This window comes from Streptomyces sp. NBC_00448, from assembly GCF_036014115.1.
GTDB lineage: Bacteria > Actinomycetota > Actinomycetes > Streptomycetales > Streptomycetaceae > Actinacidiphila.
Genome location: NZ_CP107913.1, coordinates 9,010,518 through 9,031,094, shown reverse-complemented (window position 1 = coordinate 9,031,094; position 20,577 = coordinate 9,010,518). Strand labels below are relative to the sequence as shown.

The following is a 20,577-nucleotide window of genomic DNA, read 5'->3' as shown; positions in this document are numbered from 1 at the left end:
GGTCGACACATGGACTTGGACAACGACGTCGTGCGCTCCTGGAAGGAATACACCCCCACCGGGACGCCCGACTCCAGCCCCGTCAGCTCCATCGACATCGCCGACGTCGCACACGGCGGCATGATCGCCCAGAGCTGGCAGTGGTCGTTCAGCTGCTGCGACACGACGCTCTGCTCCGACTGCTCCATCCACTGATCACCACTGCCGGCCGGGGGCCGCATCGCGACGGTGCGACTCCCGCGGCGTGGCCCGCCTCAGAAAGGGTCGACACATGGACATGGACAACGACATCGTGCGCTCCTGGAAGGAATACACCCCCACCGGGACGCCCGACTCCAGCCCCGTCAGCTCCATCGACATCGCCGACGTCGCACACGGCGGCATGATCGCCCAGAGCTGGGAATGGTCGTTCAGCTGCTGCGACACGACGCTGTGCGCCGGCTGCACGGCCTGACCACCGCTGCTCGCGTGGGCCGCATCCCCCGGGGTGCGGCTCCCGCGGCGTAGGCCCCGTCCCGCAGGTGTCACGGACGCGCCCCCGGCAGGCGGCGGGTCCGGGACGCCTGCGGGCGCGCGCACGACGCGGCCGGTGACCTGGCGGTACGGCGCCGGCCCGCGCGCGTACCGCCACCCGGACAGCGGTGTCGCCACCCGTACGGGCCCATTTCGGCGCGGTCGCGGCCAGCCTTCCGACGGGCGGTCGGCGGGAGGGAATGATCGGGGCGGTCTGTCTGCTGCCGGGTGCGGTACTCGCCGCCGGCTCGCCGCGATCGCCGCTGGAGGAACCGCGCATGCCCCGTCTGCTCCGAGCAGCGCTGCCCTCGGCACGAGGGCTGACGGACAGCGACGAGGACGCCCCCATCGGCACCCCGCCCACCCGCAATGTCGTACTGACGACCGTGGTGTCGACGGCGGTGGCGCTCGCCCTCGTCCTGCTGACCGGTACCGCGGTGCTCGTTCTCGGCCTGCTGGTGTTCCTGCCGGCGTTCGCCGCCGCGCGGTGCAGCCCGCGCCAGACCGCGATGGTCTCCACCTGGGTCTGCGCCATCGTCATCATCCCGGTGGCGCTGCAGCCCACGGGGCGGATCGTCGACCGGGTGGTCCTCTCGCTGTTCGCCGTCGCGTTCGGCGCGTTGGCCGTCTACGCCTCCCGCGCGCGGATCAGCCGCGAGGCGGAACTGGTACGGCTGCGGTCGACCGCGGCCGCGATGCAGCGGCAGATCCTGCGGCCGCTGCCCATGCTCACCGACGACGTCCTCGTGGACGGCGTGTACGAGCCGCTGCAGCAGGACAAGCTCGTCGGGGGCGACATCTACGACGTGGCGGCCACCCCTTGGGGCACCCGGGTGCTGATCGGGGACGTCCAGGGGAAGGGGCTGCCCGCCATCGGCATGGCCATCGACGTGGTGGGCGCCTTCCGCGAGGCCGCGCACCGCGAGCCGACGGTGACCTCGCTCGTCGACGCCCTCGAGGGGGCGGTGGTCCGCCACAACGACGACGCGCTCGGGCGCGGCGAGCCGGAACGGTTCGTCACCGCGCTCGTCCTGGGGGTGGACGGGGCCGTCGACACCCAGGTCGTCTCGTGCGGCCACATCCCGCCGTATCTGCTGCACGCCGGCGACGTCACCGCCATCGGCGTGGGAACGGAGCATGTGCCGCTCGGTCTGGCGAAGCTGGTCGACGAGCCGCGCACCGTGTCCTGGTTCGCCTTCCCCGCCGGGGCGACGCTGCTGCTGTGCACCGACGGTCTGACCGAGGCCCGTTCGCCCGACGGCGCCTTCTACCCGCTGGAGGCGCGCCTCAGCGGTCGTACCGACATCACCGCCGATCGGCTCACCAGTTCGCTCGTCGACGACGCGCGTTCCTTCGCCGCGGGGGTACAGCAGGACGACCTCGCGGTCCTCGCCGTGCGCCGCTCCCCGCACCGGGCGCTGTAGCCGGGCAGGCGCGGGCCCGCTTCGCCGACGCCGGGGAACTGCTCGCCGCCGCCCGGGGCGACATCGCCCGGGTGCGACCGCCCGGTCCTGGCAGCTACGCGCTCGCGGTCCGCTCGCTGCCGCGCGCGTCGGGCAGGGCCGGCAGACCGGAGCCGGAGGTGCGCAGGACGTCGGCCAGGCGGCGCAGCACGGGATTGGGACTGTCCGGGCTCCAGCAGGCGTGCAAGGTGACGGAGTGGGCGTCGGCCGGGGCGAGGTCGCGGTAGCGGACGCCGTGTACCCCCATCGCCATGATCGAGCGCGGCACCAGGGCGCAGCCGAGGCCCGCCCTCACGAGTGCCAGCATGGTCGGCACCTGCGAGGTCAACTGGCTGACGGCATAACGGTCGACTCCGATCAGCGCGGCACAGACATCGTGGAGGTAGCGGGAGCCCTCGGGGCTGTAGCCGATGTACTCGTGCGTGACGTCGGCCAGGAGGACCGGTCCCGCCGCGGCGAGCGGGTGCCCGGCGGGGACCGCGAGCACCAGGTCCTCCGTGTGCACCAGGACCGACTCGTACTGCTCCGGGATCGGTGGGCGCACCAGTCCCATGTCGACGCGCAGTTCCGACAGGGCGGTGAACTGGTCGGGGCTGGCGAGTTCGGTGAGTTCGACCGCCGCGTCGGGAAGATGGGCGTCCGCGAGCTTCAGCATGTCGGCCAGTACGGCATAGGCGCCGATCGAGGTGAAGGCCAGGCGGAGGGTACCGCTGCGCCCGTCGGCGGCGCGCCGCGTCGCGGCCGGCGCCGCCTCCAGCAGGGCGAGCACCCGGCGGCAGTGGTCGAGGAAGACCGCCCCGGCGGCCGTCAGCCGCGTGCCCCGGCCGCCGCGCTCGAACAGGGTGACTCCCAGGATGCGTTCGAGGGCCTGTATCTGCCGGGTCAGCGGCGGCTGGGTCATGTTGAGGCGAACCGCGGCGCGGCCGAAGTGCTGCTCCTCCGCCACCGCGACGAAGCCGCGGAGCTGCTGAAGTGAGTAGTTCATACCGTCACGGTATCGGTCGATGCGAATTTGGGCTTGGACGCGCATGAGCGGTCCTTCCTAGTCTCGTGCCCGGTAGCACGAGGCATCCCACATCCAGGAGTTCAGGTTGCTGAAACTGGCCGTAGCCATGACACCGCAGCGCGTTGACGACGTGTGCGGGCGGGAGCTCCGCCGCGAGATCGAGGGAAGCTACGAAGTGGTCTGGGGCGGTGCGCGGATGAGCGGTGCGGAGGTCGCCCGGCTCGCCGTCGGCAGCGACGTGCTGCTGACGGGTTGGGGTACGCCCCACCTGGACCGGTCGATCTGGGCCGGCGCGGACGGCCCGCGCGCGGTGGCCCACGCGGCCGGCACCGTGAAGAGGCTCCTCGACCGGGAGGTCCTCGACCAAGGCGTCGCCGTCTTCTCGGCGGCGAGCCGGATCGCGTGGTCGGTGGGCGAATACTGCCTCGGGGCCATGCTCACCCTCGCCCGGCGGCTTCCGCAGCTGGACGCCGCGGTGCGGGCCGGCGGCTGGACACAGCCGCGGCTGCGGGGCCACGAACTCGCCCACCGCCGGGTGGGCATCCTGGGCGCCAGTTCGACGGCCCGGGCCCTGATCACCCTGCTGGCGCCCTTCCACTGCGACATCGCGGTGTACGACCCCTATCTCGACGAGGAGCGGGCCCGGCGGCTCGGCGTGCGCACGACCTCCCTCGAAGAGGCGCTGAGTTGTCCCGTCGTCTCCGTCCACGTGCCGAACCTGCCCGCGACCGAGGGAATGGTGAGCCGCACGCTCATCGACGCCATGCCCGACGGCGCGATCGTCGTCAACTCCTCCCGGGGCCCGGCCGTCGACCAGTCCGCGCTGATCGAGCAGGCCCGCGCGGGCCGGCTCCTCGCCGCCCTCGATGTCTACGACTCGGAGCCCCCGGTGCTCGACGCGGACACGCTGAGCTGCCCGAACCTTCTGCTCACCCCGCACGTCGCGGGCGACACGGTGGAGGGCCACCTCGCACTGACCGGCTACGTCATGGCCGATGTCGCCGCGTGGTGGGAAAGCGGCGCCCGCGGTCCCTCCTGGGTCGACCCGGCGGCGTGGTCCACCGCCGCCTGAGCCGTCCCCGGCCGGCCGCCGGACCGTACCGCGTCCTCACATCCGCGCGCCCGGCACCCGATGCGAAAGGTTCGACTTCCATGTCCCGAATCACGGCGGTTGACGTCTTCACCGTCGCCGTCCCCTTCGCCCGCCCCTTCGTGCTCGGCAGCGGAGCCGTCGGCGGCCCCGACCAGGCGGGTTCGGTCGTCTTCGTGAAACTGACGACCGAGGACGGCGTCAGCGGCTGGGGCGAGCAGCGAGCCCTGCCGAGCTGGAGCTACGAGACGGCGGAGACGATCCGCTCGGTGATCGAGCGCGAGCTGACCCCCATCCTGCTGGAACTCACGCCCTTCGACGTGGAGTTGTTCCACGCCCGGGCCGCGCGCCGGCTCAGCCCGTCGGTGTCCAACGGCTTCCCCTTCGCGCGGGCCGCGGTGGACATCGCCCTGCACGACGCCGCGGGCAAACTGGCCGGCCAACCGGTCCACGCCCTGCTGGGGGGCAAGGTGCGTGACGAGATACCGCTCTGCTCGGCCATCGGAGTCGGTGAACCCGCCGCCGTCCGCTCCCACGCGCAGGAATCCCGCGGCTACGGCGCGTACAAGGTGAAGATCGCCGGCGACCCCGTCGCCGATGCCGCGGCGGTCACGGCCGTGGCGGGCGTGGCCGGCGACAAGCCGATCTGGCTGGATGCCAACCAGTCCTACCGTCCCACCGCGGTGCTGCGTCTCCTGGACCGGCTCCGGGACGTCTCGACCCTGCACTGCGTGGAGCAGCCCGTGCCGAGCACGGACACGCTCGGCATGCGGCGGCTGCGGCAGATGACCGCTCTGCCGGTCGCCATCGACGAGGGGTGTTTCACCGCACGGGACCTGGCCAGGTGCCTGCGCCTGGATGCCGCCGATCTGGTGGTGGTCAAGATCTGCAAGTCCGGCGGCATCCGCAACGCCCTCAAGACCGCGCAACTCGCCGCGGCCGACGGGCTCGAAGTGCTCGGCAGCGGTCTGACCGACTGCGGCATCGGGTTCGCCGCGGCGCTGCATCTGTTCAGCCAGCTGGAGCTGGCCCTGCCGGCCGAGCTGAACGGCCCGGAACTGCTCGCCGACCTCTACGTCGAAGGGCTGTCCATCACCGCGGCCACGGCGACCGTGCCCACCGCGCCCGGGCTCGGCGTGGAGGTCGACGAGGAGCGTATCCGCGCCGAAGCGAAAGCCCTGAGCCGCGGGTGACCCGGCCCGGACGGTCGTCCGGGCCGAACAGGACCGCCGTCCCGGCCGAACAGGACCGCCGTCCCGGCCGAACAGGACCGCCGTCCCGGCCGAACAGGACCGCCGTCCCGGCCGAACAGGACCGCCGTCCGGGCCGAGCAGGGCCGCCTTCCGGGCCGGCGACGGCGCTGGTCCCTTCCCTGACGAGCATCACCATGAGCGGGCTCGGAGGCCGCCGAACCATGACATTCCTGTGGTCCGTCTTCACCAAACCCTGGTCCGAACTCCCCGGCGACCGGCTGGGGCCCCTCGTCGCCGGCCTGGGCTTCGCCGGCGCCGAGGTGCCCGTGCGGGACACCTCGTATGTGACGCCCGCGGTGGCCGAGCGAGAACTGCCCAAGCTCACCCACCGGTTGAGGGACGACGGCGTCGAAGTGATCAGCATCGCCGGTTACCTCGACGAGTCCTTCTTCGCGGCGTGCGCCGCCGCGGGAGTCCCCATGATCCGGGTGATGGCAGCACTCGGCCCGGACGGCTACGCGGCGTCCGCCCACCGCGCACGCGCCTGGCTCGAAGCGGCGGCGCCGCTCGCCGAGCGGTATTCCGTGCAGGTCGGTGTGCAGCCTCACCACGGGAGCTACGTCTCGTCCACACTCGGGGTGCTGGCCCTCCTCGACGGCCTGCCCTCCGCGCACTTCAGGCTGGTCTGGGACGCCGCGCACGACGCGCTGGCCGGCGACGACCCGAGGGTCACCCTGCCGCTGGCGGCCGACCGGCTGGGCATCGTCAACCTCAAGAACGCCGTCTACGCCCCGGTGGAAGCCGGCGGCTCCTCCACCGGCGACCGCTGGCACACCTGGTTCGTTCCCGGCGAGGAGGGGCTCGCGAACTGGGCCACCGCGCTGGAGGTGCTGGCCGGTCTCGGTTACCACGGGCCGGTCTGCCTGTCGGGCCAGTACTCGGACCCTTCGGTCCCCGTCGAGGAGCTCCTGGTCACCGACTTGGCCGCGGCCCGCCGGGCGGCACGGTAGGCGCCTGCGAAGGGGCCCGCGCCGGGACCGGCAGCCCGTGGTGGCCCGTACGCGGAGCCCCGGGGGCCGACATGCCGCCGCAGCACGGGGTTCACAGACGCGGAGCAGGATGAGACGTGTCGCGAGCCGGCCCCGCGCCCCCTGTTCCGCGGAGCCCGCGGTGCCCGCCGCGCTCCCGCCGCACCGCCGACTCCGGGCCGGCACGCGTTGCCCCGTCTTCTCTTCAGGAAGCGAGTCGCGCATGTCCCAGGAACCTCGGCACCGCACCGGCACGGGTGCGGCCGAACCGCCCTCCCGCACGGTCGTGGTGGCCGGCGCCGGCCCGAGCGGGCTGCTGCTCGCGGGCGACCTCGCGGCTGCCGGCGTGCACGTGGTGGTCCTCGAACGGCGCCCGGAAGGCGTCAGCAACCTCACCCGCGCCTTCGGCGTCCACGCCCGTACCCTCGAACTCCTCGACGCCCGGGGCCTGGCGGACGAGCTGGTCCCCACCGGACAGGTCATCCGGGAGCTGCGGCTGTTCGGCGCGATACCGTTCGACATCGGCCAACTGCCCTCGCGGTTCCCGTTCCTGCTGGTCACCCCGCAGTACGAGGTGGAAAAGCTGCTGCTGCGCCGGGCGTTGGAGCAGGGCGCCACGATCCGCTACGGCACCGAGGTCCACGGCCTGACGCAGGACGCCGACGGGGTGACCGTCTCGGTGCGCGACACCGACACCGATGCCGACACCGACACCGATGCCGACGCCGGCCGCGAGGACGGCACCGGCACCGGCGGGGCCCGCGAGGAGACGACGGTGCGCGCCGCCTACCTCGTGGGCGCCGACGGCGTACGCAGCGCGGTGCGCGAGGCGTTGGGGCTGCCCTTCCCCGGCAAGGTCGTCATACGGTCGGTCGCGCTCGCCGACGTGAAGTTCACCGAGGAGCCCGAACTGGTGGTCCGCGTGCACGGCACCGGCGACGCGTTCGGCTTCATCGCCCCGTTCGGCGACGGCTGGTGGCGGGTCGGCGGCTGGGACCGCGCCCACCGGGGCCAACCGGACGACTCCCCGCTGGAGTTCGAGGAGCTGCGGTCGATCATCGAGCGGGCCTTCGGCAGCGACTACGGCATGCACGACCCGCGCTGGCTCTCCCGGTTCCACAGCGACGAACGCCAGGTGCCGCGGTACCGGGTGGGCCGGGTGTTCCTCGCCGGGGACGCCGCCCACCAGCACTCGCCGGCCGGCGGCCAGGGCATGAACACCGGCCTTCAGGACGCCGCCAACCTCGGCTGGAAACTCGCCGCGGTGCTCGGCGGCTGGGGCGACGACGCCCTTCTGGACAGCTACCACAGCGAGCGCCACCCGATCGGCCGGGCCGTCCTGCGCACCAGCGGCCTGAACCTGCGGCTGGCGATGGCCCACAATCCGCTGGAGGTCGCGCTGCGCACCCTGCGGAAACTCGTGGTCACCCACGTCCGGCCGGTGACACGGCAGGCCGTCGGCGAGATCACCGGCATCGGCTACTCCTATCCCGCCCCCCGCGGCGCCCGTCGCGACGTCGGCAGGCGCGCCCCGGATCTGGAGCTGGACGCGGGCCGGCTCTACGAGCTGCTGCGCGAGGGGCGGTTCGTCCTGGCCCTTCCCGCAGCCGCGGCAGCCGGCGCCACCGCGGACACCCGCCCGGCGGACGACGACCCGGCTGACCTGCTGCCGGTCCTCGCCGACCGCAAGGACCGCCTGGTGGTGGCCCGTCGCACCCCTCCCACCGATGGCGACGGCAACGGCGGCGCGGCAACGGATGCCGTCCTGGTACGCCCCGACGGCTACGTCGCCTGGGCCGGCCCGGCCACCGCGGACGCCCTCCAGGCCGGCCTCGCACCCTGGATCGGGTGACCCTCCAGCTGCGTACGCGCCCCGGCACCGGCAACCGGCGGTGGCCCGGACCGGCCCGCGAGGGTCGGCCCGGGCCACGGCCGGTCGGTGCCGGGCGCGGCGCCCCGCGTCAGCGCGGAGGCAGCGGTGACAGCGTGGGCAGGTGGGAGAGGAAGCCCCCGTCGACCGGCAGCACCTGACCGGTGATGAAGGACGCCGCCGGAGAGGCGAGGAACGCCACCAGCTGCGCGACGTCGTCCGGCGTACCCAGGCGCGGGATCAGGTTCGCGCTCTGGAACATCTGCTGCACCGGCACCGGCATGTCCGCTTCCAGCGCCGGGGTGCGGACCAGCCCGGGCGCGACGGCGTTGCAGCGGATGCCGTCGGCACCGTAGGCGGCGGCGACGAAACGGGTCAGCGAGACGAGCCCGCCCTTCGAGCTGCCGTACGCGACCATGACCCGGTCGCCGGACAGGCCCTGCCCGCTGGTGATGTTGATGATGGAGCCGCCGCCGCGCTCGATCATCACCGGCACGGTGTGCTTGCACAGCAGCATCGGGCCGCGCAGGTTCACCGCGAGCACCTGGTCCCACAGCTCCACCGACATCGACACCACGTCCCGGTCGGCCCGGATCGCCGACGTCAGGGCCGCGTTGTTGTCCAGCACGTCGATGCCGCCGAACGTGTCCACGGTGAAGTCCACCAGGGCCCGGACACTGTCCTCGGAGGCGACGTCGACCGTGCGGCCCACCACGGAGAGCCCCTTCGCGGCCAGCCGGCCGGCGATGTCCTGGACGGGGGCGTCCTCGACGTCGGCCAGGACGACGTCCGCACCCGCCGTCGCCAGCGCCTCCACGGTGGCGACACCGATGCCTCCCGCACCGCCGGTGACCACGGCCACCTTGCCCGCAAGGGACTGCGTTCCGTTGCCCATCGATGGACCACCTCTCGTTCGAGCCCTCGTTCGAGCCGGGATGTGCTCCCGATCCTGGCGGACACGTGTGACGGCGGCGCTGCGGAGTTGTGTCGGGATCTCGGTCAACGCGCCTTCATGTGAAGGAACATGACGGACCGTCACATCTGCCGGGGCGCCGTCCCGGACTCCGGCTCGGGCTCCTGGTCATCCGGCGACCGGCTGCCCGAGGCCGAACAGCTCCGCGTAGCGGCCCACCAGGAGGTCGCCGCCCTTGTAGCGCGCCGTGTCCTGCGCGCCCAGGACGACCGGCCCGTCCGGCCCCGGCACCTGCGACGCGCCCCCGGTGGAGCCCAACGGGACCAGGACGCCGTCCCCGCCCGGCTGGTGGACCCGCTGCGGGGAGCGCCCGGCGGCGAGCGCCGCGATGTTGTCGGCCACCACGGCGGCGTGCTCGGAGGCGGCCTTGGACCGCTTGGGCTCGGGCACCGCGGTGACGTCGCCGACGGCGAAGACGTTCGGCGCCCCGGGCACCCGCAGGTGCTCGTCCACCTCCACGAAACCGTCGGGCCGGCGCGCGGCGGCGAGGGCGCCCCGGAGCATGTCGCTCAGCGGTGAGACGCCGTAGCAGCGGAACCACAGGTCCGCCTCGATGCGGACGCCCGCGAGGGTGTGCACGGTGAACGGCGCGTGCTCGCCGGAGGGCACCGGCGGGGGCGAGGCCAGCGCGCTGCCGAGGACGAGTTCCACGCCCAGCGCGGTGAGTTGCTCGCGCAGCGCGTCGCGCAACTGGGGCAGGTAGCGTCCGCCGAGCACGTCGTCGGCCGGGTCGACCAGGACGACCTGCCGACCGGGCCAGCGCTCGGTGATCTCGCCGGCCAGCTCCAGCCCGACCGGCCCCGCGCCGAGCAGCAGGACCCGCTCGGCGGCGGCCAGCGCGGTCCGCGTCGCGGCGTGCCGGGCGCGCGCGACCGCGGAGTCGTCGGTCTCCGGTTTTGCCGGATACGGGTAGGAGGAGCCGGTGGCGAGCACCACGTAGTCCGCGTCCAGCCGCACCCCGCCCGCGGTGGTCACCCCGCGCTCGTCGACCGCCACGGCCCGGTCGCGCAGATGGCGGCCCCGCCGCAACAGCCCGTCGAACGGGAAGTAGATCCGCTGTGACCAGTCCTCGTCCACCAGCCCGCGCAGGGCGGCGACCGTGTGGACGAAGGCGTCCTTGGGGTCGACCAGCACCACATCGAAGTCCGCGTCGAGTTGACGGGCCAATGCCGCCCCGCCGTATCCGCCACCGACGACCACGACCGTGCTTGCCATTCGCTGTGCTCCTTGTCCGTGTCGCCCGCCGCCGGGAATCGCGCGGGGACGGCCGAGGGGCTCGCCGGGCGCGCGGCGCGGGCCGAATGCCGTGCCTTCGACGGAGAACTGAGGCTCCGTCGTACTTCGGTGGAGCCTAGCCAGCGTCTTAGGTAAAATGCAATCTGCATGGCATTTTCGCGGGAGTCGCGGACGAACGGAGTCTCCGTTGCCGGGAACCCGCACGGATCGGTCGTGGATCGGTCGTGGATCGGTCATCGATCAGCCGCCGATCGGCAGAAGGAATCGCCGTGCAGGGGAAGTCGTCGGACCGGTTTCCGTATGGTGCGGAAACCGCTTGGGAAGACCGGGGAAACACATGCCGCTGGCCTATGTACACGCTCGCTACGGGGGCCCGGAGGTCGAGCACTTCGCGGACCTGCCGCGCCCCGCGCCGGGGCCGGGGCAGTTGCTCGTCGCGGTCCGCGCGGCCGGCGTCAACCCGGTGGACTGGAAGCGCCGTTCGGGCCGCCGGCCGCGCGGGGCGCCGGTCGTGCACCTGCCGGCCGTGATGGGCGGCGAGGCGGCCGGTGAGGTGGTGGCGGTGGGGTCGGGGGTGGCCGGGTTCGCGGTCGGCGACGCGGTCCTCGGCGGTCCGCTGACCGGCGGGTACGCCCGGTTCACGCTGTTCGCCGCGGACGCGGCGGTACGCAAGCCCCCCGAGGTGGCCTGGACGGACGCGGCGGTGCTGCCGATAGCGGCGGCGACCGGGTACGGCGCGGTGCGCCAACTGGGGCTGCGGGCCGGGGCGACGCTGCTGGTGACCGGGGTCGGCGGCGGGGTGGGGGTGGCCGCCGCGCAGGTCGCCGCCCATCTCGGCCTGACGGTGGTGGGCTCCGCGTCCGCCGGCAAGCGGGAGTTCGTCGAGTCGCTGGGCGTACGGCACGTCGCCTCCGGGCCGGGGCTCACCGCGAGGGTGCGGGCAGCCGCGCCCCAGGGCATCGACGGCGTGCTCGACCTGGTCGGCGGCGAGGTGCTGCGCGAGGCCGCGGCCCTGGTGGCGGACCCGGCCAAGGTGGTCAGCGGGGCGGACCGGGAGGCGGTCGGCGCGCTGGGCGGCGCGCCGGTGGGACCGGTTCGCGACCCCGCGCTGCTCGGCGCGGTGGTGGAGCTGGTGCGCGCCGGCGCCCTGGACCCGAAGGTGACGCGGGTGGTGCCGTTCGCCCAGGCACCGGAGGCGGTGCGGGCGGTGGAGGGCGGTCACACCGTGGGGAAGGTGGTGCTGGAGATGCCTCCCGCACCATGAGGCCCGCCGGGCCGCGGCGGGGCCGCGAGGGAACCACGGCGGGGCGGCGGTGGCGCGGCAGTGGGGCGGCGGTCGGGCGTCAGGAGCCGCCGCTCCAGGGGTCCGGCATCGCGGAGACCGCACCCGTAAGGACGTCTCTCCGTAAAGGGGAATCCGCGGGCGCGGACGTGCGCGTTCCGCGAAATACCGCTCGGAAACCCCTCGCGCCCGGCGGCGCGACGCGCACTTACGTCTCACCGGCAGGCGCCGCAGTCGACTTCTCCACGGAGGCCGTTCTCGATATGCGTTTCGGGTGCTCCACCGATTTCATCTCCCTCGGATGCGCGGTCTTCCGAGGAATGGTCCGCCGGAATCTCCCGGTTGCCGCCATCGGCCAGTTCGAAGAGTTCGTCGAGGTCGTATTCCGCGCGCTGCGGAGTTCCGTACCGGGTGATCTTCCCGCGGCTCGCCCATTTCCTTATGGTCGCCTCGGAAACGCCCATCGCGAGTGCGGCGAGTTCCGTGGGCACGGTGCGCGCGCGGCGCCGGCCGGCGCTCACCGCACGGCGCCTTCCCGGGCCGGCCGGCCGGGGCGGGTGGGCGTGGCGGGTCCCGGTCGCCGGTCGCCGGGCCCGCGGCGTATCCGCTCGGCCAGCAGGAACCACTGGCGCGGGGGGATGGCGTGGCCGTGCTCGCAGCGGACCTGATCGGCGGCGGGCAGCGCATCGCCCGCGGCGGTGGCCGGTCCGCGCAGCGTGCCGCCGCAGCCCGGCTGCGAGCAGGGCCCCAGCGGCGCCGACGCCTGCGGCGCTGGGCCCGCGGGCACGCCCGCGGACGCCAGCAGCTCGGCCACCTCGTCGGCGAGGTCCTGCGCCGCCGGGTGGCCGCAGAGCCAGTCCAGATGGCACACCAGGAACCGCAGCAACCCTCTGACCTCGGTGTCACCGGCCCCCGGCACCCCCCGCTCGTCGGCGACCAGCCGCGCCCACGACTGGAGCACGGAGCGGATCGCCGAGCGCACCGCCACCGTCTCGTCGTCGAGCACGATCCCGACCGAGCGGCTGCCGCTGACCCGCTGCCGCAGTCCCACCGGGGAGCGCACCAGGGCGCGTTCGGACTCCTCGTAGAGGGTGAGCACCCGGCACAGGTCGGTCCGCAGTCGCTCCACGCACCGCCCGCACAGCCGTCGGCCCGAGGGGGAGCCAGGTCTGCCCGGCCGGGCCTCGCCGCCGCAGCGCGCACACGCGGCGACGCGGTCGACGGGCGTGGCGGGTGCATGCCGCGGTGCACGGGCCTGCGTCACGAGCGGGGGCGGGCACATGAGGACACCCTTTCTGGTCGGCCGGCCGGGTGGTCGAAATTCTCGTCCCGGCCGGAGAGGTGAATCGAAGGGCTGTTCGCAGCTGAGTCCGGCAGAACACTAGGCAGTCCCGCGGCGGGACGTCAAGGAAATAGGGGCGGGGCGGGCGGCGGCCGACCGGGGGAAATGTTTCGCCCAATGACATGCGGATGAAGGACGTGTGTGGAGACCCCGCCGAGCAGCGATCACCGGCGCGGAGACCGGCCGCCGACCAGCTTTGCACCGTCCTGCCAACCGGTCGCCGTCCAGCTTTGCACCGGGCGTATGATCGCGATTCAGATCGGCTATTGACATTGCCGGAAGGGCACTGTCACACTTTTTCCGCGGCACACCTGTGCCCACATCGGGAAGCCTTACTGGCTCCCGCGGGAGACCCGGAGCGCTCTCCTCGCCCCGAGGGCGACGCCGCGCCCCGGGCGCCGGTCCGGCCCGGCGCCCTGTCCGCCCGGCACCCTTGCGCCCGGCGTCCTTTCCCTGCCGGCCCCGGTGCGCCCGGAACCTCCCGGCGGTCCGCGGCCCGGCTACGGCTGCGGCTGCGACCGCCGCCCGATCCCTCCCCCGTCGCCCCTTCGCTTCCACCTGCCGTGGAACACACCGAGAGGAGGCACCACCATGGACGCTGCCGTCATCGTCGTCGGCGCGGGCCCCACAGGACTGATGACCGCCGGCGAACTGCGGCTGGCCGGCGTCGACGTCCTCGTGCTGGACCGGCTGCCCCGGCCCAGCGGCGAGTCGCGCGGGCTCGGCTTCACCCCGCGCACCATGGAGGTTTTCGACCAGCGCGGGCTGCTGCCGCGCTACGGACCGCTCGACACCAGCCCGCTCGGCCACTTCGGCGGCGTGCCGGTGGACTTCGGCGTGCTCGACGGCGCGCACTTCAGCGTGCGGGGCGTGCCCCAGCACCGCACCGAGGCGGTGCTCGGCGACTGGATCACCGAACTCGGCGCGCGTGTGCTGCGCGGCACCGCGGTGGTGGGGCTTCGCGCGGACCCCGACGGCGTCAGCGTCGACGTGGACGGGCCGCGGGGCCGCCGCACGCTGCGGGCGGCCTGGCTGGTCGGGTGCGACGGCGGCCGCAGCACCGTACGCGGGCTCGCCGGATTCGCCTTCGACGGCACCGAGTCCACGATGGAGATGTTCCTCGCCGACATCGGCGACTGCGACATCGCGCCGCGCCCCATCGGCGAGTCGCTACCGGGCGGCATGGCGATGTCGGTCCCGATCGGCGACGGCGTGCACCGGATCATCGCCTGCGAGCGCGGCGCCCGCCCCCGCGCCCGGCCGGAGGGCCTGCGGTACGCCGAAGTGGCCGCCGCCTGGCAGCGGTTGACCGGCCAGGACATCGCCGGGGCCACGCCGCTGTGGATCAGCGCCTTCGGCGACGCCGCCCGGCAGGCGACCGAGTACCGCCGCGGCCGGGTGTTGCTGGCCGGCGACGCCGCCCACATCCACCTGCCCGCCGGGGGCCAGGGCATGAACACCGGCGTCCAGGACGCCGTCAACCTCGGCTGGAAGCTCGGCGCCGTCGTACGCGGCGACGCCCCCGAAGCCCTGCTGGACACCTACCACGGCGAGCGCCACCCGGTCGGGCGCCGGCTGCTCGCCAACACCCGCGCGCAGGGCCTGCTCTACCTCAGCGGCAGCGAGGTGCAGCCGCTGCGCGACGTGCTCACCGGCCTGGTGGTCCACGACGAGGTGGGCCGGCACCTGGCCGGGATGGTCAGCGGCCTCGACATCCGCTACGACGTCGGGCCCGGCACGCACCCGCTGCTGGGCCGCCGCCTGCCGCACCAGGAACTGGCCACCGCCGGCGGCACGGTGGGCACCACCGAACTGCTCCACCCGGCCCGCGGTGTGCTTCTCGACCTCGCCGACGACCCGGGGCTGCGCCGCCGCGCCGCCGCCTGGCGCGACCGGCTGACGATCGTCACCGGCGCGCCCCGGCACGGCGGTTCCGCGCCTCCGACCGGGACGAGGGCCGTCCTGGTCCGCCCGGACGGCCACGTGGCCTGGACCGCGCCGGGCACCGGCGTCCGGCTGGACGAGGCGCTGACCCGGTGGTTCGGCCCCGCCCACCGGCCCGTCCGCGCCGCCGCGGCCTGACCCGTACGCGAGGCCGCGGCCGCGTCTCCGAAGTCCGCCCGAGCACCCTTCGCGGCCTCGCCCCTGTCCGACCCCGCCCCCGCCCCCGCCCCCGCCCCCGCCCGACGGTCCCCCTCAACCCGCCGCTCCCGCAAGCGACTCCGCCCCCATCACCGCCCAACCCGTAACCGGCCCCCGCCCGACCGACCGTCCCCCTGACCACCCCGCACCGCAGGGCCCGACGACGTGCCCCCGCTCTCCTGTCACCCCGCCAACGGAACGACCGAGAGAAGGACCCATGCACAGCACCCTGATCGTGGCCCGGATGGAACCCGGCCACGCCGCCGACGTCGGCGCGCTCTTCGCCGACTTCGACCGCACCGACGTGCCGCACCGGATGGGCACCCGGCGCCGCCAGCTGTTCTCCTACCACGGCCTCTACTTCCACCTGCAGGACTTCGACGACAACGACGGCGGCACCCGGATCGAGGAGGCGAAGACCGACCCCCGCTTCGTGCGGATCAGCGCCGACCTCAAGCCGTTCATCGTCGCCTACGACCCGGCGACCTGGCGGTCCCCGTCCGACGCCATGGCCACCCGGTTCTACGACTGGGACGGTTCGGCATGAGCGGGCGGCGTGTCGTCATCACCGGTATCGGCGTCCTCGCCCCCGGCGGCGTCGGCGTCAAGAACTTCTGGAGCCTGCTCAGCGAGGGCCGCACCGCGACGCGGGGCATCACCTTCTTCGACCCCGCGCCCTTCCGGTCCCGCATCGCGGCCGAGATCGACTTCTGCCCCGAGGCGCACGGCCTCGGCCCGCAGGAGATCCGGCGGATGGACCGGGCGGCCCAACTGGCGGTGGCCGCCACCCGCGAGGCGCTCGACGACAGCGGCCTCGACATCGGCGCCCTGGACCCGCACCGGGTCGGCGTCACCGTCGGCAGCGCGGTGGGCGCGACCACCGGGCTCGACACGGAGTACCGCGTCGTCAGCGACGGCGGCCGGCTGGCCGAGGTCGACCACACCTACGCGGTGCGGCACCTGTACGACTACCTCGTCCCCAGCTCGTTCGCCGCCGAAGTCGCCTGGACCGCGGGCGCCGAGGGGCCCTCGGCCGTGGTCTCCACCGGATGCACCTCCGGCATCGACTCGGTCGGCCACGCGGTCGAGCTGATCCGGGAGGGCAGCGCCGACGTCATGGTGGCCGGCTCCTCCGACGCCCCCATCTCCCCCATCACGGTGGCCTGCTTCGACGCCATCAAGGCCACCACCCCCCGCAACGACGACCCCGCGCACGCCTCCCGCCCCTTCGACGGCACCCGCAACGGGTTCGTGCTCGGCGAGGGCGCGGCCTTCTTCGTCCTGGAGGAACTCGGCAGCGCCCGCAGGCGAGGTGCCCGGGTCTACGCCGAGATCGCCGGCTACGCCTCCCGCTGCAACGCCTTCCACATGACCGGACTGCGGCCGGACGGCGCCGAGATGGCCGAGGCGATCCGGGTCGCCCTGGACGAGGCCCGGCTCGATCCCTCCGCCGTGGACTACGTCAACGCCCACGGTTCGGGGACCAAGCAGAACGACCGGCACGAGACGGCCGCGTTCAAGCGCAGCCTCGGCGAGCACGCCCGCCGGGTCCCGGTCAGCTCGATCAAGTCGATGGTGGGCCACTCGCTGGGCGCCATCGGCTCCATCGAGATCGCCGCGTCGGCACTCGCGATACGGCACGACGTGGTGCCGCCCACCGCGAACCTGCACACCCCCGACCCCGAGTGCGACCTCGACTACGTCCCGCTCAACGCACGCGAGCACCGCACCGACACCGTGCTCACCGTCGGCAGCGGCTTCGGCGGCTTCCAGAGCGCCATGGTGCTCGCCGAGCCGGACCGGAGCGCGGCGTGACCGGGGCAGCGGCGACCGGGGCGGTGGCGACCCGGGCGCCGGTGACCGGGGCGGTGGTCACCGGTCTCGGCATCGTGTCGCCCACCGGCCTCGGCACGCGCGCGTACTGGTCCGCGGCCGTCGAAGGGCGCAGCGCCATCCGGACGATCACCCGCTTCGACGCGGACCGGTATCCCGCCCGGCTGGCCGGGGAGATCACCGGCTTCGTCGCCGAGGACCACCTGCCGGGCCGGCTGATCCCGCAGACCGACCGCATGACGCGACTGGCCCTGGTCGCCGCCGACTGGGCACTGGACGACGCGGGGATCGACCCGTCGCAGCACGCCGCGTTCGACATGGGCGTGGTCACGGCCAGCACCTCCGGCGGCTTCGAGTTCGGGCAGAACGAGCTGCGGAAGCTGTGGAGCCAGGGCGGGCAGTACGTGAGCGCGTACCAGTCCTTCGCCTGGTTCTACGCCGTCAACAGCGGCCAGATCTCCATCCGCCACGGCATGAAGGGGCCGTCCGGCGTGGTCGTCAGCGATCACGCCGGCGGCCTGGACGCGCTCGCGCACACCCGGCGGCTCATCCGCAAGGGCACCCCGGTGATCGTCTCCGGCGGTGTGGACGCGGCGCTGTGCCCCTGGGGCTGGGTGGCCCAACTCGCCAGCGAGCGGCTCAGTACGAGCGACGACCCGGCCGGCGCCTACCTGCCCTTCGACGCCTCCGCCTCCGGCCACGTCCCCGGCGAGGGCGGGGCCATCCTCCTGGTGGAGGACGCCGCCTCGGCGCGCGGCCGCGGGGTGCCCGGCTACGGCGTCATCGCGGGCTACGGCGCCTCCTTCGACCCGCGGCCGGAGACCGGTCGGGAGCCGGGGCTGCGGCACGCCATCGACGTCGCCCTCCGCGACGCGCGGGTCACGGCCGAGCAGATCGACGTGGTCTTCGCCGACGCCGCGGGCCTGCCCGCGCTGGACCGGGTCGAAGCGGACGCCCTCGCGGCGGTGTTCGGCCCCGGCGGCGTCCCGGTCACCGCCCCCAAGACCGCCACCGGCCGGCTCGGCTCCGGCGCGGCCCCGCTGGACCTGGCCACTGCGCTGCTGGCCCTGCGGCACGGCGTGATCCCGCCGACCGTCCATGTCCGGCCCGACCCCGCGTACCGCATCGACCTGGTCACCGGCGCGGCCCGCGAGGTCCCGCTGCGCACGGCCCTGGTCCTGGCACGCGGCTACGGCGGCTTCAACTCGGCCGTGGTGGTCCGCGCGGCGGAACCGATCTGAGCCGATCCGAGCCGCTCGGACCTGAACTCGTCCGAGCCGGCCCGAGCCGGTCCCGGCGGCGCCCGGCGCGCGGCCGTCCCGCCGCGGTCCGGGCGCCCCGGGGCCCTCGGCCCCCGCCGGCACCGCTCCCCCGCTCCCCCACTCCCCCGCACCGATGAGAGGACGTCATGCCCCAACTGCCCTTCCACCTCGATGACCTGCGCCGAATCCTGCGGGAGGGGGCCGGCGCCGACGAGACCGTCGACCTCGACGGCGAGATCCTCGACACCGACTTCGACGCGCTCGGCTACGAGTCGCTCGCCCTGCTGGAGACCGGCAGCCGGATCGAGCGCGAGTACGGCATCGCGCTCGCCGACGACGCGCTCGCGCCGGACACCACCCCCCGGGCGCTGATCGCCGCCGTGAACGGCGAACTGGCCGCGGCCCCGCCCGCGTGACCCGCATCCCCCGCGTACCCGGCCCGGGTACGCCTCGACACCCGTCGCCCGCGAGGGCGCCGCGAGGACCAAGGAGCAGGACGTGGCACCAAGCGAACAGCCGGACCGGCAGGGCCGGCCCCAACAGACCGAACGCAACGAACGCAACGAACGACCCGAACGCGTCGCCGTCGTCACCGGCGGAACCAGCGGCATCGGCCTGGCCGTCGCCCGCCAACTCGCCGAGCAGGGCCATCGGGTCTTCCTCGGCGCACGCACCGGCGAGGCGGTCACCACCACCGTCAAGGAACTGCGCGCCGCCGGGCTCACCGTGGCCGGTGCCGAGGTCGACGTGCGCGCCCCCGGCTCGGTGCGGCTCTTCGTCGAGGCCGCCGTCGCCGCGTACGGCAGCGTCGACATCCTGGTCAACAACGCCGGGCGCTCCGGCGGCGGCGTCACCGCCGACATCGCCGACGAGCTCTGGTACGACGTGATCGACACCAACCTCAACAGCGTCTTCCTGGTCACCCGGGAGGTGCTGACCACCGGCGGCCTGCGGGACCGGCCGTGGGGCCGGATCGTCAACATCGCGTCCACCGCGGGCAAGCAGGGCGTCGTCCTCGGGGCTCCCTACTCCGCGTCCAAGCACGGCGTGGTCGGCTTCACCAAGGCGCTCGGCAACGAACTGGCCCCCACCGGCATCACCGTCAACGCCGTCTGCCCCGGCTACGTGGAGACGCCCATGGCCCAGCGGGTGCGGGCCGGTTACGCCCAGGCGTGGGACGTCAGCGAGGGCGACGTCCTCACCCGCTTCCAGGCGAAGATCCCGCTCGGCCGCTACTCCACCCCGCAGGAGGTGGCCGGCCTCGTCGGCTACCTGGTCTCCGACGCGGCCGCGTCGGTCACCTCGCAGGCCCTCAACGTCTGCGGCGGCCTGGGCAACTTCTGACCCGGCCCCGTACCCGCCCCGTACCCGGGCCACCCGACCCCTCACGGAGGTTCCCATGCCGCCGAGCGGCACACACGAGACCGAGCACACCGTCACCGTCGCGGCCCCGGCGGCCGCCGTCTACCAGTTGCTCGCCGATGTCGAGAACTGGCCGCTGATCTTCCCGCCCACCATCTACGTCGACCACCTGGAGCGCTCCGGCGACCAGGAGCGCATCCGTATCTGGGCCACCGCCAACGGCGAGGCGAAGAGCTGGACGTCGCACCGCTCGCTGGACCCGGACGCCCGCCGGATCGACTTCCGCCAGGAGGTCTCCGCCCCGCCGGTCGCGCGCATGAGCGGCACGTGGATCGTCGAGGAGGCGGGCGAGGGCTCCCGGGTCCGGCTGCTGCACGACTACCGCGCCGTGGACGACAGCCCGCAGGGGCTGGAGTGGATCGACCGCGCGGTGGACCGCAACTCCCGCACCGAGCTGGCCGCGCTGCGCGAGAACGTCGAACGCGCCCACGGCGCCGAGGAGTTGACGTTCACCTTCGAGGACGTGGTGCGGATCGACGGCTCGGTGAAGGACGTCTACGACTTCGTCAACGAGGCCGACCGGTGGGAGCACCGGCTGCCGCACGTCGCCCGGGTCCGGCTCACCGAGCACACCCCCGGCCTTCAGACGCTGGAGATGGACACCCGCGCGAAGGACGGCAGCACCCACACCACCGCGTCCCACCGGGTCTGCCTGCCCCCGCACCGGATCGCCTACAAGCAGGTCACGCTGCCGGCGCTGCTGTCGCTGCACACCGGCCTGTGGACGTTCACGGACACCGGCCGCCGGGTCACGGCGGCGTCGCGGCACACGGTCGTCCTGGACCCCGGGGCGATCCGCGGCGTCCTGGGTCCCGAGGCGGACGTGGCGTCCGCCCGCGAGTACGTCCGCGGGGCGCTGAGCGCCAACAGCCTGGCAACGCTCGGCCTCGGCCGGGACTACGCGGAAAGCAGGCGCTGAACG

General features: G+C 74.0%; 20 protein-coding genes. 15 read left to right on the top strand and 5 right to left on the bottom strand.

Annotated elements, in window-relative coordinates; all coding sequences use genetic code 11:
* Window positions 1–9: 9 nt before the first annotated feature.
* From OG370_RS38795 to OG370_RS38785, 3 genes are all read left to right on the top strand, one after another.
* Window positions 10–195, top strand: a complete 186-nt coding sequence (locus OG370_RS38795) for a hypothetical protein (protein ID WP_328472783.1) — start codon at window positions 10–12, stop codon at window positions 193–195.
* Between the two features lie 76 nt (window positions 196–271).
* Complete coding sequence (locus OG370_RS38790) at window positions 272–454, top strand: hypothetical protein (protein ID WP_328472781.1); 183 nt, start codon at window positions 272–274, stop codon at window positions 452–454.
* Window positions 455–791: 337 nt separating this feature from the next.
* Entirely contained in the window at window positions 792–1,937 is a 1,146-nt protein-coding gene (locus OG370_RS38785) for a PP2C family protein-serine/threonine phosphatase (protein WP_328472779.1), read from the top strand.
* Window positions 1,938–2,031: 94 nt separating this feature from the next.
* Here OG370_RS38785 and OG370_RS38780 read toward each other — a convergent pair whose 3' ends face one another.
* Window positions 2,032–2,961, bottom strand: a complete 930-nt coding sequence (locus OG370_RS38780; protein WP_328472777.1) for a LysR family transcriptional regulator — start codon at window positions 2,959–2,961, stop codon at window positions 2,032–2,034.
* Window positions 2,962–3,088: 127 nt separating this feature from the next.
* Here OG370_RS38780 and OG370_RS38775 point away from each other — a divergent pair, with 127 nt between their 5' ends.
* The 4 genes from OG370_RS38775 (at window position 3,089) to OG370_RS38760 (ending at window position 8,145) form a co-directional block, all read left to right on the top strand.
* Entirely contained in the window at window positions 3,089–4,054 is a 966-nt protein-coding gene (locus tag OG370_RS38775) for a hydroxyacid dehydrogenase (RefSeq protein WP_328472775.1), read from the top strand.
* 80 nt (window positions 4,055–4,134) lie between these two features.
* Window positions 4,135–5,265, top strand: a complete 1,131-nt coding sequence (locus tag OG370_RS38770) for a mandelate racemase/muconate lactonizing enzyme family protein (RefSeq protein ID WP_328472773.1) — start codon at window positions 4,135–4,137, stop codon at window positions 5,263–5,265.
* Between the two features lie 221 nt (window positions 5,266–5,486).
* Complete coding sequence (locus OG370_RS38765) at window positions 5,487–6,275, top strand: sugar phosphate isomerase/epimerase family protein (RefSeq protein ID WP_328472771.1); 789 nt, start codon at window positions 5,487–5,489, stop codon at window positions 6,273–6,275.
* A 241-nt stretch (window positions 6,276–6,516) separates the two neighbouring features.
* On the top strand, window positions 6,517–8,145 hold the full coding sequence (locus OG370_RS38760) for an FAD-dependent monooxygenase (RefSeq protein ID WP_328472769.1): 1,629 nt from the start codon (window positions 6,517–6,519) through the stop codon (window positions 8,143–8,145).
* Window positions 8,146–8,254: 109 nt separating this feature from the next.
* Here OG370_RS38760 and OG370_RS38755 read toward each other — a convergent pair whose 3' ends face one another.
* Window positions 8,255–9,058: an SDR family NAD(P)-dependent oxidoreductase gene (locus OG370_RS38755; protein WP_328472767.1), complete on the bottom strand. Its 804-nt coding sequence runs from the start codon at window positions 9,056–9,058 to the stop codon at window positions 8,255–8,257.
* Between the two features lie 186 nt (window positions 9,059–9,244).
* Window positions 9,245–10,351 carry an NAD(P)/FAD-dependent oxidoreductase gene (locus tag OG370_RS38750; protein WP_328472765.1) on the bottom strand — a complete coding sequence of 369 codons (1,107 nt, stop codon included), beginning with the start codon at window positions 10,349–10,351 and terminating at the stop codon, window positions 9,245–9,247.
* A gap of 358 nt (window positions 10,352–10,709) precedes the next feature.
* Between OG370_RS38750 and OG370_RS38745 the strand changes: the two genes are divergently transcribed.
* Window positions 10,710–11,636 carry an NADP-dependent oxidoreductase gene (locus tag OG370_RS38745; RefSeq protein WP_328472763.1) on the top strand — a complete coding sequence of 309 codons (927 nt, stop codon included), beginning with the start codon at window positions 10,710–10,712 and terminating at the stop codon, window positions 11,634–11,636.
* A gap of 233 nt (window positions 11,637–11,869) precedes the next feature.
* Here the strand turns inward: OG370_RS38745 and OG370_RS38740 are convergent, their stop codons facing one another.
* Both OG370_RS38740 and OG370_RS38735 read right to left on the bottom strand, forming a co-directional pair.
* Window positions 11,870–12,175, bottom strand: a complete 306-nt coding sequence (locus tag OG370_RS38740; RefSeq protein ID WP_328472761.1) for a hypothetical protein — start codon at window positions 12,173–12,175, stop codon at window positions 11,870–11,872.
* Complete coding sequence (locus tag OG370_RS38735; protein ID WP_328472759.1) at window positions 12,172–12,783, bottom strand: OvmZ protein; 612 nt, start codon at window positions 12,781–12,783, stop codon at window positions 12,172–12,174. Before OG370_RS38735 ends, OG370_RS38740 begins: the two co-directional genes overlap by 4 nt.
* A gap of 804 nt (window positions 12,784–13,587) precedes the next feature.
* Here OG370_RS38735 and OG370_RS38730 point away from each other — a divergent pair.
* The 7 genes from OG370_RS38730 to OG370_RS38700 all read left to right on the top strand — a co-directional run bounded on the left by OG370_RS38730 (window position 13,588) and on the right by OG370_RS38700 (window position 20,574).
* A complete protein-coding gene (locus OG370_RS38730; RefSeq protein WP_328472757.1) occupies window positions 13,588–15,078 on the top strand; it encodes an FAD-dependent monooxygenase in 1,491 nt (496 codons plus the stop codon).
* A gap of 277 nt (window positions 15,079–15,355) precedes the next feature.
* Window positions 15,356–15,685: a TcmI family type II polyketide cyclase gene (locus OG370_RS38725; RefSeq protein ID WP_328472755.1), complete on the top strand. Its 330-nt coding sequence runs from the start codon at window positions 15,356–15,358 to the stop codon at window positions 15,683–15,685.
* Window positions 15,682–16,953, top strand: a complete 1,272-nt coding sequence (locus OG370_RS38720; protein ID WP_328472753.1) for a beta-ketoacyl-[acyl-carrier-protein] synthase family protein — start codon at window positions 15,682–15,684, stop codon at window positions 16,951–16,953. Before OG370_RS38725 ends, OG370_RS38720 begins: the two co-directional genes overlap by 4 nt.
* Before the next feature lie 41 nt (window positions 16,954–16,994).
* Window positions 16,995–18,212 (top strand): ketosynthase chain-length factor, encoded by a 1,218-nt coding sequence (locus tag OG370_RS38715; RefSeq protein WP_328474834.1) that lies wholly within the window; start codon window positions 16,995–16,997, stop codon window positions 18,210–18,212.
* A gap of 167 nt (window positions 18,213–18,379) precedes the next feature.
* Entirely contained in the window at window positions 18,380–18,649 is a 270-nt protein-coding gene (locus tag OG370_RS38710) for an acyl carrier protein (RefSeq protein ID WP_328472751.1), read from the top strand.
* Window positions 18,650–18,731: 82 nt separating this feature from the next.
* A complete protein-coding gene (fabG, locus tag OG370_RS38705; RefSeq protein ID WP_328472749.1) occupies window positions 18,732–19,577 on the top strand; it encodes a 3-oxoacyl-ACP reductase FabG in 846 nt (281 codons plus the stop codon).
* A gap of 55 nt (window positions 19,578–19,632) precedes the next feature.
* Window positions 19,633–20,574: an aromatase/cyclase gene (locus tag OG370_RS38700; RefSeq protein WP_328472747.1), complete on the top strand. Its 942-nt coding sequence runs from the start codon at window positions 19,633–19,635 to the stop codon at window positions 20,572–20,574.
* Window positions 20,575–20,577: the final 3 nt, after the last annotated feature.

Coding starts and splice junctions, on each gene's coding strand:
- OG370_RS38785 (WP_328472779.1), top strand. CDS start 792: ATGCCCCGTCTGCTCCGAGCAGCGCTGCCCTCGGCACGAGGGCTGACG.
- OG370_RS38795 (WP_328472783.1), top strand. CDS start 10: ATGGACTTGGACAACGACGTCGTGCGCTCCTGGAAGGAATACACCCCC.
- OG370_RS38770 (WP_328472773.1), top strand. CDS start 4,135: ATGTCCCGAATCACGGCGGTTGACGTCTTCACCGTCGCCGTCCCCTTC.
- OG370_RS38750 (WP_328472765.1), bottom strand. CDS start 10,351: ATGGCAAGCACGGTCGTGGTCGTCGGTGGCGGATACGGCGGGGCGGCA.
- OG370_RS38700 (WP_328472747.1), top strand. CDS start 19,633: ATGCCGCCGAGCGGCACACACGAGACCGAGCACACCGTCACCGTCGCG.
- OG370_RS38720 (WP_328472753.1), top strand. CDS start 15,682: ATGAGCGGGCGGCGTGTCGTCATCACCGGTATCGGCGTCCTCGCCCCC.
- OG370_RS38790 (WP_328472781.1), top strand. CDS start 272: ATGGACATGGACAACGACATCGTGCGCTCCTGGAAGGAATACACCCCC.
- OG370_RS38780 (WP_328472777.1), bottom strand. CDS start 2,961: ATGAACTACTCACTTCAGCAGCTCCGCGGCTTCGTCGCGGTGGCGGAG.
- OG370_RS38775 (WP_328472775.1), top strand. CDS start 3,089: ATGACACCGCAGCGCGTTGACGACGTGTGCGGGCGGGAGCTCCGCCGC.
- OG370_RS38745 (WP_328472763.1), top strand. CDS start 10,710: ATGCCGCTGGCCTATGTACACGCTCGCTACGGGGGCCCGGAGGTCGAG.
- OG370_RS38725 (WP_328472755.1), top strand. CDS start 15,356: ATGCACAGCACCCTGATCGTGGCCCGGATGGAACCCGGCCACGCCGCC.
- OG370_RS38710 (WP_328472751.1), top strand. CDS start 18,380: ATGCCCCAACTGCCCTTCCACCTCGATGACCTGCGCCGAATCCTGCGG.
- OG370_RS38760 (WP_328472769.1), top strand. CDS start 6,517: ATGTCCCAGGAACCTCGGCACCGCACCGGCACGGGTGCGGCCGAACCG.
- OG370_RS38765 (WP_328472771.1), top strand. CDS start 5,487: ATGACATTCCTGTGGTCCGTCTTCACCAAACCCTGGTCCGAACTCCCC.
- OG370_RS38730 (WP_328472757.1), top strand. CDS start 13,588: ATGGACGCTGCCGTCATCGTCGTCGGCGCGGGCCCCACAGGACTGATG.
- OG370_RS38755 (WP_328472767.1), bottom strand. CDS start 9,058: ATGGGCAACGGAACGCAGTCCCTTGCGGGCAAGGTGGCCGTGGTCACC.